General features: G+C 59.7%; 16 protein-coding genes. 11 read left to right on the forward strand and 5 right to left on the reverse strand.

Annotation, left to right across the window (positions count from 1 at the left end):
* Positions 1-90: 90 nt before the first annotated feature.
* The 6 genes from ACSV9I_RS02245 (at position 91) to ACSV9I_RS02270 (ending at position 7,668) form a co-directional block, all read left to right on the forward strand.
* Complete coding sequence (locus ACSV9I_RS02245) at positions 91-2,358, forward strand: ATP-binding protein (RefSeq protein ID WP_438326901.1); 2,268 nt, start codon at positions 91-93, stop codon at positions 2,356-2,358.
* Positions 2,348-3,712, forward strand: a complete 1,365-nt coding sequence (gene ntrX, locus ACSV9I_RS02250) for a nitrogen assimilation response regulator NtrX (protein WP_438326903.1) — start codon at positions 2,348-2,350, stop codon at positions 3,710-3,712. The genes ACSV9I_RS02245 and ntrX overlap by 11 nt, the downstream gene beginning before the upstream one ends.
* Before the next feature lie 51 nt (positions 3,713-3,763).
* Positions 3,764-5,140 (forward strand): Trk system potassium transporter TrkA, encoded by a 1,377-nt coding sequence (gene trkA / locus ACSV9I_RS02255; RefSeq protein ID WP_054158632.1) that lies wholly within the window; start codon positions 3,764-3,766, stop codon positions 5,138-5,140.
* Positions 5,141-5,407: 267 nt separating this feature from the next.
* Entirely contained in the window at positions 5,408-5,659 is a 252-nt protein-coding gene (hfq, locus tag ACSV9I_RS02260; protein ID WP_438326905.1) for an RNA chaperone Hfq, read from the forward strand.
* A 67-nt stretch (positions 5,660-5,726) separates the two neighbouring features.
* Positions 5,727-7,061 carry a GTPase HflX gene (gene hflX, locus ACSV9I_RS02265; RefSeq protein WP_438326906.1) on the forward strand — a complete coding sequence of 445 codons (1,335 nt, stop codon included), beginning with the start codon at positions 5,727-5,729 and terminating at the stop codon, positions 7,059-7,061.
* Positions 7,062-7,221: 160 nt separating this feature from the next.
* Positions 7,222-7,668: a hypothetical protein gene (locus ACSV9I_RS02270; protein WP_438326908.1), complete on the forward strand. Its 447-nt coding sequence runs from the start codon at positions 7,222-7,224 to the stop codon at positions 7,666-7,668.
* Here ACSV9I_RS02270 and ACSV9I_RS02275 read toward each other — a convergent pair.
* From ACSV9I_RS02275 to ACSV9I_RS02285, 3 genes are read right to left on the reverse strand one after another with little or no spacing between them, the layout of a single operon-like run.
* Positions 7,665-8,906: an FAD-dependent oxidoreductase gene (locus tag ACSV9I_RS02275; protein ID WP_438326909.1), complete on the reverse strand. Its 1,242-nt coding sequence runs from the start codon at positions 8,904-8,906 to the stop codon at positions 7,665-7,667. The genes ACSV9I_RS02270 and ACSV9I_RS02275 overlap by 4 nt on opposite strands.
* A 6-nt stretch (positions 8,907-8,912) precedes the next feature.
* The gene (gene mazG, locus ACSV9I_RS02280; RefSeq protein WP_438326910.1) at positions 8,913-9,746 is read right to left on the reverse strand and encodes a nucleoside triphosphate pyrophosphohydrolase; all 834 of its coding nucleotides are present in this window, start codon (positions 9,744-9,746) and stop codon (positions 8,913-8,915) included.
* Between the two features lie 18 nt (positions 9,747-9,764).
* Entirely contained in the window at positions 9,765-10,352 is a 588-nt protein-coding gene (locus tag ACSV9I_RS02285) for a deaminase (RefSeq protein ID WP_438326911.1), read from the reverse strand.
* A 267-nt stretch (positions 10,353-10,619) separates the two neighbouring features.
* Here ACSV9I_RS02285 and cysG point away from each other — a divergent pair, with 267 nt between their 5' ends.
* The 5 genes from cysG (at position 10,620) to ACSV9I_RS02310 (ending at position 15,577) form a co-directional block, all read left to right on the forward strand.
* A complete protein-coding gene (cysG, locus tag ACSV9I_RS02290) occupies positions 10,620-12,062 on the forward strand; it encodes a siroheme synthase CysG (protein WP_438326913.1) in 1,443 nt (480 codons plus the stop codon).
* A 2-nt stretch (positions 12,063-12,064) separates the two neighbouring features.
* Complete coding sequence (locus ACSV9I_RS02295) at positions 12,065-12,379, forward strand: DUF2849 domain-containing protein (protein WP_054158624.1); 315 nt, start codon at positions 12,065-12,067, stop codon at positions 12,377-12,379.
* Between the two features lie 15 nt (positions 12,380-12,394).
* Positions 12,395-14,068 carry a nitrite/sulfite reductase gene (locus ACSV9I_RS02300; protein ID WP_438326915.1) on the forward strand — a complete coding sequence of 558 codons (1,674 nt, stop codon included), beginning with the start codon at positions 12,395-12,397 and terminating at the stop codon, positions 14,066-14,068.
* A gap of 13 nt (positions 14,069-14,081) precedes the next feature.
* Complete coding sequence (locus tag ACSV9I_RS02305) at positions 14,082-14,594, forward strand: DUF934 domain-containing protein (RefSeq protein ID WP_438326916.1); 513 nt, start codon at positions 14,082-14,084, stop codon at positions 14,592-14,594.
* 170 nt (positions 14,595-14,764) lie between these two features.
* The gene (locus ACSV9I_RS02310) at positions 14,765-15,577 is read left to right on the forward strand and encodes a ferredoxin--NADP reductase (RefSeq protein ID WP_438326918.1); all 813 of its coding nucleotides are present in this window, start codon (positions 14,765-14,767) and stop codon (positions 15,575-15,577) included.
* A 68-nt stretch (positions 15,578-15,645) separates the two neighbouring features.
* On the opposite strand, the gene ACSV9I_RS02315 is transcribed toward ACSV9I_RS02310, so the two are convergent.
* Entirely contained in the window at positions 15,646-16,851 is a 1,206-nt protein-coding gene (locus tag ACSV9I_RS02315) for an ABC transporter permease (protein WP_438326920.1), read from the reverse strand.
* Positions 16,841-17,557, reverse strand: a complete 717-nt coding sequence (locus tag ACSV9I_RS02320; protein ID WP_438326921.1) for an ABC transporter ATP-binding protein — start codon at positions 17,555-17,557, stop codon at positions 16,841-16,843. Before ACSV9I_RS02320 ends, ACSV9I_RS02315 begins: the two co-directional genes overlap by 11 nt.
* Between the last annotated feature and the right edge of the window lie 6 nt (positions 17,558-17,563).

Below are 17,563 nucleotides of genomic sequence, written 5' to 3' on the forward strand. Positions count from 1 at the left end.
GTGTCGAACCGGCAGTTTGCTCCCGGTGACGGCCCATGACGATGTTGCATGCATAGAGGTCCGCGCAATACGGACCCGGGGGAATATGGAATGGCAGGCGTGGGGGTGACCTCAGTTGCGGAATTTGATGCCGCATTGGCCAAAGACCGCAGGGCTTCATTTGCCCTGCCGGGACTTCTGCTCGCCGGCGGTGCTCTGCTCAGCGCCAGCTTCACGCTGCCCATTCTGCTCGGGCTGACGCCCATCGAGCCGACGACGCGAGTTTTGGCCGCCTCGGCCGTGATCAATTCGCTGTTCATCGTCGGGTTGATGGTGCTGATCGTGCGCGAGCTTCTGCGGCTGTTCAAGGCGCGTAATCGCGGCCGAGCTGCGGCGCGACTGCATGTTCGCATCGTCACGCTGTTTTCCGTCATCGCCATCACGCCGGCCATTCTCGTCGCGATCTTTGCCTCAATCACCCTTAACGTCGGGCTGGATCGTTGGTTCTCGATCCGAACACAGTCGATCGTTTCGTCTTCGCTGAACGTTGCCCAGGCCTATATGCTCGAAAATGCGAGCTATCTGCAGGGGCAGACAATCTCGATGGCTAATGACCTCGAGCGGAATCGGGCTCTCTTTTATCTCGACCGGACCGGCTTCGTGGAACTCATGACACGACAGGCCAGAGGTCGTGGCATGCTCGGCGCCTTTCTCGTCCGCGAGGACGGTTCGTCGATCACCAAGGCGGATATTGATACGGACAAGCCGCTGCCGGCGATCCCGCGGGATGCGCTGCAAAGCGCTGCAGCCGGTCAGCCGACGCTCATTCCGCCGGGTGTAACCAATCTTGTCGGGGCGATCATCAAGCTCGATTCGCTTTCCGGTACCTATCTCTACACGATCCGGGCGGTTGACCCGAAGGTCATGCAGGCGATGCGCCTGATGGAAGACAACACCGCCGAATACAAGGCGATGGAAGACGGGCGAACGACACTGCAGATCGCCTTTGCGATTCTCTATCTGGGTTTTGCCCTGATCGTGCTTCTGGCAGCCATCTGGACCGCGATTGCCGTGGCGGACCGGATCGTGCGTCCGATTAGACTTCTGATCGGTGCCGCGGACAGCATTGCCTCCGGCAATCTCAATGTTCTGGTTCCGGTCCGGGCAGCTGATGGTGATGTCGGAAGTCTGTCGCGGACATTCAACAAGATGGTGTCCCAGATCCGGTCGCAGCGCGACGAAATCCTTGAAGCGAAAGACGAGGTCGACGATCGGCGCCGGTTCATCGAAGCGGTGCTTTCCGGTGTCACTGCTGCCGTCATCGGCGTTGAGGGCGACGGCATCATTTCCATCGTTAACCCCTCCGTCGAATTCTTTCTTGCTTTGCCCGCCGATGAGTTGATTGGTCAGAAGCTCGCCCTTGTTGCGCCCGAAGTCGATCGTGTCTTGTCGGAGGCGGCCGTTCGCCATCGCGGCGAGTACCGAGAACAGATCAACATGATTCGTGGCGGTAAAGAGCGGACACTCAACGTTCAGGTTACCCGCGAAGAAACGCGCGGATCAGAAGACAGCTACGTCATCACGCTCGACGATATCACTGATCTGGTGGTGGCGCAGCGTTCCACCGCTTGGGCCGATGTCGCAAGGCGGATCGCACACGAGATCAAGAACCCGCTGACCCCGATCCAGCTCTCCGCCGAGCGTCTCAAGCGTCGTTATGGCAAGCAGATCGCCGAGGACGACAAGGCGGTTTTCAACCAATGCACGGATACGATCATTCGGCAGGTCGAGGATATCGGCCGCATGGTCGACGAGTTCTCTTCCTTTGCTCGCATGCCGAAGCCGACGAAACAGCGGGTGGATCTGCGCGAAGTGCTGACGGATGCCGTCTTCCTTCGCGAAATTGGTAGTGCGGATATCGATTTCCAGCGCGATTTCGGCGATGCCCCTCTAATCGGCAGCTTCGATGCTCGCATGCTGGCCCAGGCGGTTGGCAATATCGTCAAGAATGCGGTCGAGTCGATCGAGTCCGTTCCTCGGGAGGAATTGGGCGAGGGCGGCAAGATCATGGTCCGGTCGCATTTCGATGACCAGAATGATCGCTTCATGGTCGATGTCATCGACAATGGTCGCGGATTGCCGACTGAAAACCGGCACCGCATCCTGGAGCCCTACATGACGATGCGCGAGAAGGGCACAGGGCTCGGTCTCGCTATCGTCAAGAAAATCATTGAAGAGCACGGCGGACAGCTCGAGCTGCACGATGCGCCGGCGGAATTCGATCGAGGTCGGGGTGCGATGATTCGCATTATCCTGCCGCGCGCGGATGCGCCGTCTGCCGAAAGCGTGAACGACAAGGAAGTGATCAATGGCCTCTGATATTCTGGTAGTCGATGACGAAGAGGACATCCGCGAGATCGTCTCCGGGATCCTCAGCGATGAGGGACACGAAACCCGCACGGCGCATGACGCTGACAGCGCTCTCGCAGCAATTTCGGATCGTGTTCCGCGTCTCGTCTTTCTCGACATCTGGATGCAGGGCAGCCGTCTTGACGGGCTTTCCCTGCTCGATGAGATCCGGATACGCCATCCCGACTTGCCGGTGGTGATGATATCCGGCCATGGCAATATCGAAACGGCGGTCTCGGCGATCAAGCGGGGCGCCTTCGATTTCATCGAAAAGCCGTTCAAGGCCGACCGTCTCATTCTGATCGCCGAGCGCGCGCTCGAAAACTCCAAGTTGAAGCGCGAGGTTTCCGAGCTGAAACGGCGGACCGGTGATGCGATGGAGCTGATCGGCACCTCGGTTGCGGTATCGCAGCTGCGCCAGACCATCGAGAAGGTGGCGCCAACCAACAGCCGTATCATGATCCTGGGTCCATCTGGTTCCGGCAAGGAACTGGTGGCGCGGATGATCCACAAGCGGTCCAGCAGAGCCGCTGGGCCGTTCGTTTCCTTGAATGCTGCCGCGATTACGCCTGAGCGCATGGAGATTGCGCTATTTGGGACAGAGGGCGCGCCTGGACAGCCGCGCAAGATCGGCGCGCTTGAGGAAGCCCATCGTGGTATCCTCTATCTCGACGAGATCGGTGAAATGCCGCGCGAGACGCAGAACAAGATCCTCAGGGTCCTGGTCGACCAGCAGTTCGAGCGCGTCGGTGGCTCCAAGCGGGTTAAGGTCGATGTGCGCATCATCTCGTCCAGCGCTTATAACCTGGAAGGCATGATCGCCGAAGGGCGGCTTCGCGAGGATCTCTTTCATCGGCTTGCTGTCGTGCCCATCAAAGTGCCGGCGCTCGCCGAGCGCCGTGAGGACATTCCGTTCCTGGTCGATCTCTTCATGCGCCAGATTGCTGAACAGGCTGGTATTCGTCAGCGCCGGATCGGTGACGACGCGATGGCGGTGCTGCAGGCCAATGACTGGCCGGGGAATATCCGCCAGCTGCGCAATAACATGGAGCGGTTGTTGATCCTCGTTCAGAGCGACAGCCCTGATACGCCGATTTCGGCCGATATGCTGCCGCAGGATTTCTCCGACATGCTGCCGAAGGTGTCTGCCCGCAGTGACACGCATATCATGACCCTTCCGCTCCGGGAGGCGCGTGAAATGTTCGAGCGTGACTATCTGATCGCTCAGATCAACCGGTTTGGCGGCAACATCTCCCGGACCGCTGAATTTGTCGGTATGGAGCGGTCGGCCCTCCATCGCAAACTGAAATCCCTTGGCGTATAAGCGGTCGGGGTCGAGTCCGGCTTTTACGCCGTCAGGCAGGGGGAGAACGGCATGAAGGTCATCATTTGCGGAGCCGGACAGGTCGGCTACGGTATCGCCGAACGTCTGTCTCAGGAGGACAATGACGTCTCGATCATCGATACGTCGGCCTCGCTGATTACACACATCACGGAAACGCTGGATGTTCGCGGCTATGTCGGGCACGGCGCGCATCCGGACGTTCTGGCGCTGGCTGGTGCCGATCAGGCAGATATGCTGATTGCGGTGACGCTGTATGACGAAATCAACATGACGGCCTGTCAGGTGGCGCATTCGCTGTTCAATGTGCCGACCAAGATTGCGCGTATCCGTTCGCAGAATTATCTCAGGCCCGAATATTCCGATCTCTTCAGCCGTGACAACCTTCCGATCGACGTGACGATTTCGCCCGAAATCGAGGTCGGCAAAATGGTGCTGCGCCGCATCTCTTTCCCCGGGGCCACCGACATCGTTCGTTTCGCTGATGACACGATTGCCATGCTCGCCATCGAATGCATGGAGGACTGCCCAGTCGTCGATACGCCTCTCAACCAGTTGAGCGAGCTCTTTCCCGATCTGATGGCGACAGTATGCGCGATCTATCGCAATGGTCGCCTCAGCGTGGCGCGATCCCAGGATCAGCTTCATGTCGGCGATCTCGCCTATGTGATCTGCCAGAAGGATCATGCGCGGCGGACCCTTGGCCTGTTTGGCCACGAAGAGCAGGAGGCGGGCCGGATCGTCATCGCCGGTGGTGGTAACATCGGCTACTATGTTGCGCAAACCATCGAGAAGATGCAGCCGCGCGTGCGGCTGAAGATCATCGAGAGCGATCGCGATCGCGCTTTGATGGTGTCCGACCAATTGCCGAACGGCATCGTCCTGCATGGGTCAGCTCTCGATCAGAATATTCTGCAGCAGGCCGATATTCAGGATGCCGATCTGATGGTGGCGCTGACAAACAACGACCAGACCAATATTCTCGGTACGGCGATGGCAAAACGTCTCGGCTGCAAGTCGGGCATGGCGCTGATCAACAACCCGTCCTTCCACGATATTGCCGGTTCCATCGGGATCGATGCGGCGATCAATCCACGGGCCGTGACGATCTCGCGCGTTCTGCAGCATGTCCGCAAGGGCCGTATCCGCGCAGTGTATGCGGTGCAGAAGGGCAAGGCAGAGGTCATCGAGGCTGAGGCACTTGAGACGTCACCTCTGGTCGGCAGGCCGTTTCGCGAATTGGAATTGCCGCCGGGGCTCCGGATTGGCGCCATCTATCGCGATAAGACCGTGATCCGTCCGGATGGGGATACGAAGATCAAGGCCAGGGATCGGGTCGTGCTTTTTGCGGCTGCCGACTCTGTGCGCCATGTCGAGCAGCTCTTTCGTGTGTCGATCCAGTATTTCTGAGGCTGGGCGCATAGGTTCGCAGTGTCTCGAGCGTCTAGGCCACCTGGTTCAGGTCGTGGATTGTGATCGTTCCGTCACTGCCATCCCGTCTTGAACAGGGCGCGTGAACGCTCTTGCCCGGCGTTTTTCGACATTGCGGAGAAGACGGCGATTTGATACCACATTCGCCTGAGGAGGGGTGCGAGGGCAAGGCCCTGCTTCCTTACCAGCAGTCAAGAATAATCACACCGGTCGAAAACGGCCGGCAATAAAGAAAGAAGCGGCGCCATGGCGGAACGTTCTCAAAACCTGCAGGATCTTTTTCTCAACACCGTCCGCAAGCAGAAGATCTCCCTCACGATCTTCCTGATTAATGGTGTGAAGCTGACAGGTGTCGTAACTTCCTTTGACAATTTCTGCGTTCTTCTTCGTCGCGACGGCCATTCGCAATTGGTCTACAAGCACGCCATCTCGACCATCATGCCGGGCCAGCCGATGACGATGTTCGAGAACGACGAAAACGCTTCCACACAGGACTGAGATCATAACAACCCGCGATACCAAGAATGAGTCGATCATCCCGGAAGGCGAAAAGCACCGGGATGATATGCGCGCCCTCGTGCTCGTCCCAGTCCTCAAGCAGGCAAGGCCCCAGAGCCTGCCCGATGGAGCGCCGCCCGCTCCCGGACGATCTAACGAAGCGCGCCTCGAGGAGGCGATCGGTCTTGCCAGGGCGATTGATCTCACCATCGTTCAGGGGCTGATCGTGGCTGTCAATCAGCCAAGGCCGGCGACGCTTCTCGGCACCGGTAAGATTGCCGAGGTAACCGCGCTGCTTGACGAGCACGATGCGGGTCTCGTCATTGTCGATCATCCGCTGACACCGGTTCAGCAGCGCAATTTGGAGAAGGCCTGGAACGCCAAGGTCATCGACCGGACGGGCCTCATCCTTGAAATCTTTGGCCGCCGGGCGTCCACCAAGGAAGGAACGCTGCAGGTCGAACTCGCGCACCTCAATTACCAGAAGGGCCGCCTCGTGCGCTCCTGGACCCACCTTGAACGGCAGCGCGGTGGTGCTGGTTTCATGGGCGGGCCGGGTGAAACCCAGATCGAAGCCGACCGCCGGCAGCTGCAGGACAAGATCATCAAGTTGGAGCGTGAGCTGGAGCAGGTGGTCCGCACCCGTCAGCTCCACCGCGCCAAGCGGCGCAAGGTGCCGCATCCGATTGTCGCGCTGGTCGGTTATACCAATGCGGGCAAGTCGACGTTGTTTAACCGGATCACCGGTGCCGGTGTTCTGGCCGAAGACATGCTGTTCGCCACGCTTGATCCAACGCTTCGGCGAATGAAGCTGCCGCATGGCCGCACCGTCATCATGTCGGATACGGTTGGTTTTATTTCTGACTTGCCAACGCACCTTGTCGCCGCCTTCCGCGCCACGCTTGAAGAAGTACTGGAAGCCGATCTGATCCTGCATGTGCGTGATATGGCCGATCCTGATAACGGCGCCCAGTCCGCAGATGTTCTGCGCATTCTCGACGATCTCGGGATCGACGAGAAGGAGCGCTCGGAGCGGATCATCGAGGTCTGGAACAAGATCGATCGTCTTGATCCCGAAAATCATGACGGCATTCTGCAAAAGGCTGCCGGTCGAGAGAATGTCCGGCCTGTATCGGCGATTTCGGGCGAGGGTGTCGATGTCCTGCTGGAGACGATCTCGCAGCGGCTCTCAGGCGTTTTGACTGAGGCCACGATTATGGTTCCCGCTGACAAGCAGGCGGTCGTGTCCTGGCTCTATGGCAATGCTGTCGTCAGCGGTCGCGAGGACCACGAAGATGGCAGCGTCAGCCTTGATGTGCGGCTGACCGACCGCCAGGCGGACGAACTCGAGCGCAAGCTCGGGAGCAAGAAGGCGACTGACAAGGAAGACTGGGAGCGCTAAGTGCTCTGGCTTGAGGGGCGAGATGGGAGGCGCAGGCAGTAATCGCGATGATGCAGCGCCTGACCGTCATGTTGTTTTCGAGCTTCGGCGCAGTCGAAAGATTTACAAAACACTCTTGACCGTTATGCTCGTGGTAATGGGGTGGCACCTAGGGCGGGGCGTGTCTGATTGGCTTTCGACCCCTGTGGTCGCTGACATTGCCGTTTCTATTTTCTGCTCAGGCTTGAGCGTTGCCCTCGTCGGAAGCCTCACGAAGCGGCTGCCGGTTTTTGATCCACGCAACGCCTTGATCCTTGAAGTTTCCGACAACGGCATCACGCTCGGGTCTCCGACCAATTTAACGCTGGCATGGGGTGAGATCGATCGGATCACGCTTGTTCGGAGCACTTATGGAAGCCTTCCCGAACACTATCTGCAGGTTGTTAGGGCTTCGACTGGAGACGATAGCGCCAGGAGTCCTGAGATCATGCATCATCTCGGTGTAATCTGGGACAAGCGTTCACGGGAGCTGTCGGACCTTCTGAAGGCCTTCACGCCAGGGTCTGGGGCACCCCAGACACGCGCTGATGATGCCTATGACTCGGAAAAATGGACGGGTAAACTCTAGAGGGGCGAGCCCTCATCCTCACGACGCTTTTCGCCGCGACTGCATGTACGCGCGAAGGCCTCTGCGAGGCGCAACCGCCCAACCGGATCGAGAAGATCGCCCGTCACCAGCGTCGAGATGATGGAGCGAATGCCCGGCAGCGTCGTCACTGGCGCGATCAGGTGGTCGCGGAGCGCCGGCAGTAGGCGGCTATCCGACTGGTAAAAGGGCGTCAGGCAATGGCTCAGGAACTGATAGCTGTGCACATGCATCTGCCTTTGCCGCAGATGCCGACCTATGGCTGCGCCGATGTCCTCGGCGTGGATCAGTGCGGATGCCAGCGACGCTGCATCTAGCAGTGCCATATTGGCGCCCTGGCCGAGTTGCGGGCTGGTCGCATGCCAGGCATCGCCGATCTTCAGTGCGTGGCGCCCGAGCACCGGCTGGCGGGTCAGATGGCGATAGCGGGCATGGACCGGTTCGGCGACTTCGGCGAGCGGAACGGCCTCCGGCCAGAGCCTTCCTACCGCTTCCAGCCATGCGTCGCGGCCGTCCGCCTGCCATGCCGCATAGTCTGTCGTCCGCAGGCTCCAGAAAAAGGTTGCCATGGCGGGTGCCCCCGCACGGGCCGTCCCGACCGGCAGCACGCCGGCCATACGCGAAGCGCGGTCATACCGCTGTTCGAGCAGGTTCTCCTGGAATACGTCGCCTTTCGGAAAGGGTACGGTCGCCCATAGCGCGCCGTAGCTCAGTTCGCTGTCCGGGCGGTTGCCGATCGGGGAATTGGCCCCCATGGCGTCGATGACAAGATCGGCTGGCGTTGATCGCTGGCCATCAACGAAGACAAAGCGAGGATGCTCCCCCGGCTCGACGCCGCTGATCCGTGCCGATGCTTCAAAGGTAACACCAGCAGCGCGCGCCGCCTCGAACAGCACATCGAACAGCGCCACCCTCTGAACGGCGATGCCGAATTCGTCCGACCTGTAGCGCACATCGAGCACGGGCTTGCCCCCGTCCTTCAGTCGCCCGACCATCCGGTCGACGCGTCGCCCGCGTGTGGCCACCGGGGCAAGCAAGCCAATCGCTGCCAGAACCTGGGCTCCGGTCGGCTGTAGCACAAAACCGGAGCCCACAGGCCGCGGTGCCTCCATCTGGTCGTAAAGCGTGACGCGGGCGCCGAACCGGGCGAGCATGGTGCCAAGCGCGAGGCCCCCGACACCGGCACCTGCGATGGCGACATCGAGACCGTCGAGTTTCATGCAGGTTCAGCCGATCTGTCGCTCAAGGGTCTTTGCCGCCTGCCAGAGCTCTTCCATTCGATCCAGCGTGGCATTCTCCAAATTCTCATCGTTCGCTTGAATTTCTGTTTCGATGTACCTGAAACGATTTCGGAATTTTGTATTCGTTCCTCGCAACGACTGTTCTGGCTCCGCGCCCACGTGCCGGCCAATATTGACCAGCGCGAAGATCAAGTCACCGAGTTCGTCCTTGACCTTGTCGGGCCGGTTCTCGGCCAGCGCCTCTCGCAATTCGCCGATCTCTTCCTCGATCTTGTCGAGGATTGGGGCCGCTTCCGACCAGTCGAAGCCGACCTTGGCGGCCTGCTCCTGCAATTTGAGAGCTTCGGTCAGCGCCGGAAATGAGCGTTGCACGGAGCCGAGATGGCCAGCCTGTGGATCGGAGGTTATACCGCGCGCCGCGCGCCTTGCCGCCCGCTCCGCCTTCTCCTGCTGCTTGATCTTGTCCCACTGTGCCTTCACCGCTTCGGGCGTGTCGGCATCGGAGCGCGCAAACACATGCGGATGCCGCCTTATCATTTTTCGCGTGATGGCTTCGACCACTGCGCCGAAGTCGAATTGGCCCGCTTCTTCGGCAATGCGGGCATGGAAGACGACCTGCAGCAGGAGGTCTCCCAGTTCTTCGCACAAGTCGTCCGGATCCTTCCGTTCAATTGCATCAGCGACTTCATAGGCTTCTTCGATCGTATAGGGCTTGATCGTCTCGAATGTCTGGACGATATCCCACGGACACCCAGTTTCGGGATCGCGCAGCGCTGCCATGATTTCAAGCAGGCGGTGAATGTCGGTGGAAGCTTCCATGATGTCCTGTCTGCGTGCTCAGTTGAGCGGAATGTCGTTGCTGGTCTTTGACGACTGATAGGCCTGTGAAAGCCCGTCATAAGTACCCTTGATCCGGCTGACCTGTTCGAACAAGGCAAGTCTCTCCTCGTCGTCTGCGGATGCGACCATTTCGATCATCGCGTGGCTGTGCCAGAAGGCATTGTGTTTGCGGTAGCCGCCTGGCTCCAGTCCGAAAACCTCTTTCAGGATCTTCAGGTCATGCGGAATGGAAAAGGCGTCGCGGCTATCCTCATGGCTGAAGAAGTAGTAGAAATTGTCAAAGCCAGCCCAGGTGATCGCCGACATGCACATGGTGCAAGGTTCGTGGGTTGAGAGGAAGAGCAGATCCTTCGTGTTTGGCCGCTCGCCCAGTTCATAAAAACGTTTCAGCGTGTGGACTTCGCCATGCCAGAGCGGATTTTCCAACTCGTTGTTGGTTTCCGCCAGCACCAGAGAGAGATCTGACTTGCGCAGAATAGCTGCACCGAAGATCTTGTTGCCTGCGGCTACGCCTTCGGCAGTCAATGGAAGAATGTCGTGCTCGATTACATCAAGCAGTCGACGAGTAAGTTCGGCCGTGGTCAAGTGGGTCGCTCCGCATCGTTTTGCCGTGCGATCCTAGCGCTTGGGCGACAGCCGCAGAAAGCAAAATGATTGCCTGTCTCCAACTTTTTGCGGTTCGGTGCGCCAGATCTTCACTGAACTTATAGAGAATTATGCTCCGGTCACTTTTGCTCGCAACAGCGATATGACTAGGAAAGAAATACGCAGGGCCAAGGGCGAGGGGATTTATGTTTCTTCAAATTTGCCGGCGCAAAAGCGATAGTGTGACCCTCTGACATCGGATGATTCATGATACAGCAGGACAAACAGCTTTCGGTCTTTCCGGCCTTCTTCAAGGTCGAGAACGAGGTCGCCGCCGTTTTCGGAAACGGCGATGAGGCCTATGCGAAGGCGCGTCTGTTGAAGAACACCGAAGCCCGCATCATTGCCTACGCCGATGACCCGCAAGAGGATTACGCTGCCTTCCTTGCCCAGAGCGGCATTGAGCAGGTGGCTTTGTCCTTCGAACCTTCCCAGGTGGATGGCGCGCGCCTTGTGTTTGCCGCAACGGGTGAGGGTGCTCTCGATCGCGAGATCGTGGCTGCCGCCCGCGCCGCCCGCATCCCCGCCAATGCGGTCGACCAGCCCGACTATTGCGATTTCTACACGCCCGCCCTCGTCAACCGCGCCCCGATCGCTGTTGCCATCGGCACGGAAGGCGTCGGCCCGGTGCTTGCCCAGATGATCCGTGCCGATATCGACCGCCTCCTGCCGCGCTCGCTCGGTAAACTCGGCCGCCTTGCCAATTCCTATCGTCGTGCCGTTGATCGCCTCGTGCCGCGCGGTGCACCGCGCCGGCTGTTCTGGCGCAATTTCTTCAAGGGCAGGGTGGCTGACCATGTCGAGGGTGACGAGATCAGTCTTGCCCGCCGCGAAGCGACCCGTCTCCTGAAGGGCGTTGCCGCTGACCGCGTTGAGGGCCGCGTCTTCCTCGTCGGTGCCGGTCCGGGTGCCGAGGACCTGCTGACGCTGCGCGCACATCGCCTGATGATGGAATGCGACGTGATCGTCTATGATGCGCTGGTGCCGCGCGAGGTTGTCGATATGGGGCGCCGTGACGCCGAGCGGATTCCGGTCGGCAAGCGCAAGGGCTGCCATTCCAAGTCCCAGAGTGAGATCAACGCGCTCCTCGTCGAGCTTGGCCATGCTGGCAAGCGTGTCGTCCGGCTGAAGTCTGGCGATCCATTGGTCTTCGGCCGGGCGGGCGAGGAAATGGCTGCCCTGCGGGATGCAGGTATTGCCTACGAGATCGTGCCCGGCGTTACTTCGGCACTCGCAGCCGCCGCCGATTTCGAACTGCCGCTGACGCTGCGCGGCGTGTCCTCGTCGCTTGTCTTCACGACCGGCCATGATTTGCAGGGTAATGTTTTGCCGGATTGGGCGCGGCTTGCGCTGTCGGGCGCAACCGTCGCCGTCTACATGGGCCGCACGGTCGCAGCCTCCGTTGCCGAGCGTCTGATGACAAGCGGTCTCGCCGAGGATACGACGGTTGCCGTTGTCGAAAATGCCGGGCGTCGCGATAGCCGCCTGCTGCACGGTACGCTAAAGGAATTGCCGGGTTTGGAGGCTCGTACCGAGCTGTCTGGTCCGGTCATGGTCATCATCGGCGACGCTGTCGCCGGCGCCGATTTCAGCCGTTCCGAGCCGCTTGGCGCGCTCGCTCCGGCCGAACCGCAACTTGCAAGGATTTGAGGATGGTAGACAAGGTTCTCACAGCAAACCGCCTGACCGACGGCATCGCCGTCTGGCTGGACGCCAATGGCCAGTGGACCGAGCGTCTGCAGGAAGCCTTCGTTGCCCGCCATGCCGAGGCGGTCGAGGCCCTCGAGACCGCCGGCAAGCAGGCCTTTGCCAGTAACCTCGTTGTGGACGTAAATGTCATTGAAATCGAGGAAAAGGACGGCAAGTTGCGTCCACTGCGTCTGCGGGAACGTATCCGGGCTGAAGGCCCCACCATTGCATATGCAGAGGGTCACGGTTATGCCGACCCGGCATTCATTGCGGCTTGAGGCCTGAGGTAACACATGTATCGTTATGACGAATTCGACCACGCTTTTGTGTCGGCGCGCGTAGAGCAGTTCCGCGACCAGGTGGCCCGCCGCCTGTCGGGGGAGCTTGCGGAAGACGCGTTCAAGCCACTACGCCTGATGAACGGCGTCTATCTCCAGCTCCACGCCTACATGCTGCGCGTTGCTATTCCTTATGGGACGCTGAATTCCAAGCAGATGCGCATGCTGGCCCATATCGCCCGCAAGTATGACCGCGGCTATGGCCACTTCACCACACGCCAGAACATCCAATACAACTGGCCGAAACTTTCAGACACGCCCGACATCCTTGCCGATCTCGCCAGCGTCGAGATGCACGCCATCCAGACCTCGGGCAATTGCATCCGCAACGTGACGGCAGACCATTTTGCTGGTGCAGCAGCCGATGAGGCCGCCGATCCGCGCCCCTATGCCGAAATACTCCGTCAGTGGTCCTCGCTGCATCCTGAGTTTTCCTTTTTGCCGCGCAAGTTCAAGATTGCGGTCACCGGTGCCGAAAAGGACCGTGCCGCGATCCAAGTTCACGACATTGGTCTGCACCTCAAGAAGAACGAAGCGGGTGAACTCGGATTTGCCGTCTATGTCGGCGGCGGTCAGGGCCGCACACCGCTGATCGCGAAGAAGATCCGAGACTTCCTGCCGGAGGCCGATCTTTTGACCTACGTCACCGCGATCGTGCGCGTGTACAATCTGCACGGCCGCCGCGACAACAAGTACAAGGCACGCATCAAGATTCTAGTGCATGAAACCGGCGTTGAGGAACTGACGCGTCAAGTCGAGGCTGAGTTCGACCAGATCCGCGACGGCGAACTGAAGCTGCCGGATGCGGATATCCGTGCGATCGAAACCTATTTTGCCCCACCAGCACTCACCGCCCGCGCCGACGGGTGGGAAGCTCTTGCCCGTGCGCAGAAGGCCGATGCGGCCTTCGCGTCTTGGGTCGCACAGAACGTGCAGGCACATGTCCATCCTGACTATGGAATGGTGACGATCTCGTTGAAGCCGATCGGCGGCACGCCGGGCGATGCGTCCGATGCGCAGATGGACCTCGTCGCCGACCTTGCCGAGCGCTACGCTTTCGACGAGATCCGCGTCAGCCATGAACAGAACCTTATCCTGCCGCATGTTGCCAAGGGAGATCTCTATCCGCTCTATCAGGCGCTCGAAAAGGCCGGTCTTGGCACCGCGAATTCGAACCTGATCACGGATATGATTGCCTGTCCCGGGCTCGACTATTGTGCGCTTGCCAATGCCCGCTCGATCCCGGTTGCCCAGGAGCTGTCGCTGCGTTTCGGCTCGCAGGCACGCCAGCAGGAAATCGGTGAGCTGAAGATCAAGATCTCCGGCTGCATCAATGCCTGCGGACATCACCATGTCGGGCATATTGGTCTTCTTGGTGTGGAGAAGAAGGGTGCTGAGCTTTACCAGATCACGCTGGGTGGTTCTGGTGACGAGAATTCTTCGATCGGCGAGATCATCGGTCGCGGCTTTGAGCCCGAAAAGGTCACCGATGCGGTCGAGACGATCGTCGATACCTATATCGGCCTGCGCCTCGATCCGAAGGAAACCTTCCTTGAAGCCTACCGCCGCGTCGGTCCGAAGCCGTTCAAGGACGCGCTCTACGGCAACGCCTCTGCTGAAGCCGCGTGAGACGGGAAGACAAATGACCAAGATCTGGAAAGAAACCGGTTTCGTCGAGGGCGATATCTGGGTAACCGAAACCGAAGACCGCAAGGCAGGCGAGGGCGAAAAAGCCCTGCTGCCGCTGGACGCTTTTCTCGACGCCGTGGCCGAGAGCAATGACATCGGCCTTGGCGTTTTCATCGCCCCGGCCGATGACGTAAAGAAGCTCGAGCCGCATCTTGATCGCATCGCGCTGATCGCCGTTGCCTTCCCGGCCTTCAACGACGGTCGTGGCTTCAGTCACGCCACGCTGCTGCGCGAACGCCTTGGTTACAACGGCGAGCTCCGCGCCGTCGGCGATGTCCTGATCGACCAGGTGCCACTGATGCTGCGCACCGGCTTCGACAGCTTTGCCGTCACAAATCCGGTCGCCCAGCGCCGGCTTGCCGAAAACTGTCTCACGGGCGTTGCCCAGCGCTATCAGCCGACAGCCCGGTCTTCCGACGCTGTCGCCGGTTTCAGCTGGCGTCGCCTCGGCACCACTGGCGCCTGAGATATAGAAATATCGCTATCAAAGGGCGGCAAATTGACTTCGGTCAAGGTTGCCGCCTTCGCTTTAACGGATATCTCGGCTGCGAAATGCGCATGCCGGCTGAATTGTGGAATGGGAAGGTCTGGTTTATAGGCTCCTCCCAATCGACCGAACGATAGGACCAACAGCCTATGAATGCTCCCGTAAAGACCGACAATGCGGAACTGATCGTACCGGACGGCGTATTCGCCGAGACGGTTCTGAGCGTGACGCACTATACAGACCACTTGTTCCGTTTCCGGATGACCCGCCCGGCCGGTTTTCGCTTCCGCTCGGGCGAATTCGCCATGATCGGCCTGATGGTTGATGGCAAGCCGATCTACCGCGCCTATTCGATCGCAAGTCCTGCCTGGGATGAAGAGCTTGAGTTCTTCTCGATCAAGGTGCCGGATGGTCCGCTGACCCAGCATCTCCAGCGTATCCAGCCGGGTGACAAGGTGCTCATGCGCAAGAAGCCGACGGGGACACTGGTGCTGGATGCGCTTACCCCCGGCAAGCGCCTCTACATGTTCTCGACCGGTACCGGCATCGCGCCTTTTGCGAGCCTGATACGCGATCCGGAAACCTATGAGAAGTTCGAGGAAGTCATCCTCACGCATACCTGCCGCGACGTCGCGGAGTTGAAATACGGTTTCGATCTGATCGACGAAATCAAGAACCACGAATTCCTGGCGGAACTGGTCGGCGACAAGCTGAAGCACTATGCGACGGTGACGCGCGAAGACTACCCCTTCAAGGGCCGGATCACCGACCTGATCGAGAATGGTAAGATGTTTACCGATCTTGGTGTTCCCCCGCTCGATCCTGCCGTCGATCGCGGCATGATCTGCGGCTCGACCGCGATGCTGAAGGATACAAAGGCCCTGCTGGAAAAGGCGGGTCTTACCGAAGGTGCGAACAACAAGCCAGCCGAGTTCGTTATCGAACGCGCGTTCGTCGGCTAAACGCTAAGCGAGGCTAATATTGATACGCCCGGCCTGGTGCCGGGCGTTTTCATTTGCCGGAGGACCAACTACTCGTGCCGCAAGGCGTCGATCGGGTTCATCCGCGCTGCCCGTCTGGCTGGGAAATAGCCGAAGACCATGCCGATCGCGGCCGAGAAAACGAAGGCGAGGAGCACGATAGACGGGCTGACGACGAAGGGCACGGACATCAGCGTCACGGAACCATAGGCGATCGCCAGGCCGAGTGCGATGCCGACCAAGCCTCCAAACACCGAGAGGGTGACGGCTTCGACAAGAAACTGCATCAATACCTGGCCTTCTACCGCCCCGATCGCAAGGCGAATACCAATCTCGCGGGTGCGTTCTGTGACGGAGACCAACATGATGTTCATGATGCCGATGCCGCCGACGAGCAGGGAGACGGCTGCGACCGCACCCAGCAGGCCTGTCATCAGTGTCGTGGTGCCGGTCAGGGTCGCGGCCATTTGGGTCATGTCATTGACGGAGAAATCATCCTCGCGCCCGGCAACGATCTTGCGTCGCTCGCGCAAAAGCCGCTCCATGTCTGCCTGGACCTTGGAGGTCGATATGCCGTTCTCCGCCGACACCATGATGCTGGATACATCATTCGATCCGCCGATCCGCCGCTGGAACACCTTGAGCGGCATCATCACGACATCATCCTGATCGTTGCCCATGCCGCTTTGACCCTTCTTCGCCAAAACACCGATCACCTCGCAGGGCACGCTGCCAACCCTTACGCTCTGGTTTAGCGCCGGGGTGGAGCCGAAGAGGCGGGACCGTACGGTTTCGCCGATGAGGCAGACCGATTGTCCGCCACGCTCTTCGGAGGTCATGAAGCTGCGACCGGATGCCAGTTCCCAGTCCTGGGCGACCAAGTAGTCCCCACCGGATCCAATAATGGTGACGGATCGGCTCTGCCCACCAAAGACCACAGTCTGTGTCGATTGGTTTACCCCGGCTACAGCCCTCAATCCGCCGACCTGCTCGCGTATCGCCTCGATATCGCGCAGTGTGAACTTCTTCGCATCTGTCGATGCGCGCCCGGGTCCGAACTGCCCGGGCCGGACGAAGAGCAGGTTCGTGCCCAGTTTCGAGATCTCGGCGCTGACCTGCGCCGTCGTGCCGTTGCCGATGGTGACCATGGCGATCACCGCCGCAACCCCGATCACGACGCCCAGTACCGTCAGGAAGGAGCGCAGCAGATTACGTCGGATGGCGCGCAGCGCGAGCTTGATCGTTTCAAAGAACATCAGCGCGCTCCGGGGCAAGCAGGCTGTCGGACTGGATGTGACCATCGACAAAGCGGAGGTTGCGCTTGGCATAGGCCGCGATGTCGTCTTCATGCGTTACCATGATCACCGTGATTCCGTTTTCATGGTTCAGCTGGCTAATGAGATCCATGATTTCGCGGCTGGTTTTCGTGTCCAGATTGCCGGTCGGCTCATCGGCCAGCAGAACGGCTGGATTGGTGACTATGGCGCGTGCAATCGCCACGCGTTGCTGCTGCCCTCCCGACAGTTCCTGCGTTGTGTGCCCTTCTCGACCTGAAAGCCCGACCTGGCTCAACGCATGCATGGCCTTGCGGCGGCGCTCTCGCGGATCCACGCCGCGATAGATGAGCGGCAACTCGACATTCTCCACCGCCGATGTCCGCGCCAGGAGGTTGAAGCCCTGGAAGACGAAGCCCAGCATGTGGCGGCGCAGCAGCGTGTACTGGCTCCGGTCGAACCCCGTCGTGTCGATGCCCTGGAAGAAGTACTGGCCGGATGAGGGAACATCAAGGCAACCAATGATATTCATCGCCGTGGACTTTCCCGATCCGGACGGTCCCATGATTGCGACAAATTCCTTTTCTTCGATGATGAGATCGATCGAATCGAGGGCGCGAATTGTGGCTTCGCCCTCGCCGTAAATGCGTGCAATGCGTTTGAATTCGATCAGGGGGGCGGGGGCCATGATGAT

It is taken from the genome of Rhizobium sp. G187, assembly GCF_051549525.1.
GTDB lineage: Bacteria > Pseudomonadota > Alphaproteobacteria > Rhizobiales > Rhizobiaceae > Allorhizobium.

Coding starts and splice junctions, on each gene's coding strand:
- ACSV9I_RS02300 (WP_438326915.1), top strand. CDS start 12,395: ATGTATCGTTATGACGAATTCGACCACGCTTTTGTGTCGGCGCGCGTA.
- ACSV9I_RS02245 (WP_438326901.1), top strand. CDS start 91: ATGGCAGGCGTGGGGGTGACCTCAGTTGCGGAATTTGATGCCGCATTG.
- cysG (WP_438326913.1), top strand. CDS start 10,620: ATGATACAGCAGGACAAACAGCTTTCGGTCTTTCCGGCCTTCTTCAAG.
- ACSV9I_RS02275 (WP_438326909.1), bottom strand. CDS start 8,906: ATGAAACTCGACGGTCTCGATGTCGCCATCGCAGGTGCCGGTGTCGGG.
- trkA (WP_054158632.1), top strand. CDS start 3,764: ATGAAGGTCATCATTTGCGGAGCCGGACAGGTCGGCTACGGTATCGCC.
- hflX (WP_438326906.1), top strand. CDS start 5,727: ATGCGCGCCCTCGTGCTCGTCCCAGTCCTCAAGCAGGCAAGGCCCCAG.
- ACSV9I_RS02315 (WP_438326920.1), bottom strand. CDS start 16,851: ATGTTCTTTGAAACGATCAAGCTCGCGCTGCGCGCCATCCGACGTAAT.
- ACSV9I_RS02305 (WP_438326916.1), top strand. CDS start 14,082: ATGACCAAGATCTGGAAAGAAACCGGTTTCGTCGAGGGCGATATCTGG.
- hfq (WP_438326905.1), top strand. CDS start 5,408: ATGGCGGAACGTTCTCAAAACCTGCAGGATCTTTTTCTCAACACCGTC.
- ACSV9I_RS02310 (WP_438326918.1), top strand. CDS start 14,765: ATGAATGCTCCCGTAAAGACCGACAATGCGGAACTGATCGTACCGGAC.
- ACSV9I_RS02295 (WP_054158624.1), top strand. CDS start 12,065: ATGGTAGACAAGGTTCTCACAGCAAACCGCCTGACCGACGGCATCGCC.
- mazG (WP_438326910.1), bottom strand. CDS start 9,746: ATGGAAGCTTCCACCGACATTCACCGCCTGCTTGAAATCATGGCAGCG.
- ACSV9I_RS02320 (WP_438326921.1), bottom strand. CDS start 17,557: ATGGCCCCCGCCCCCCTGATCGAATTCAAACGCATTGCACGCATTTAC.
- ntrX (WP_438326903.1), top strand. CDS start 2,348: ATGGCCTCTGATATTCTGGTAGTCGATGACGAAGAGGACATCCGCGAG.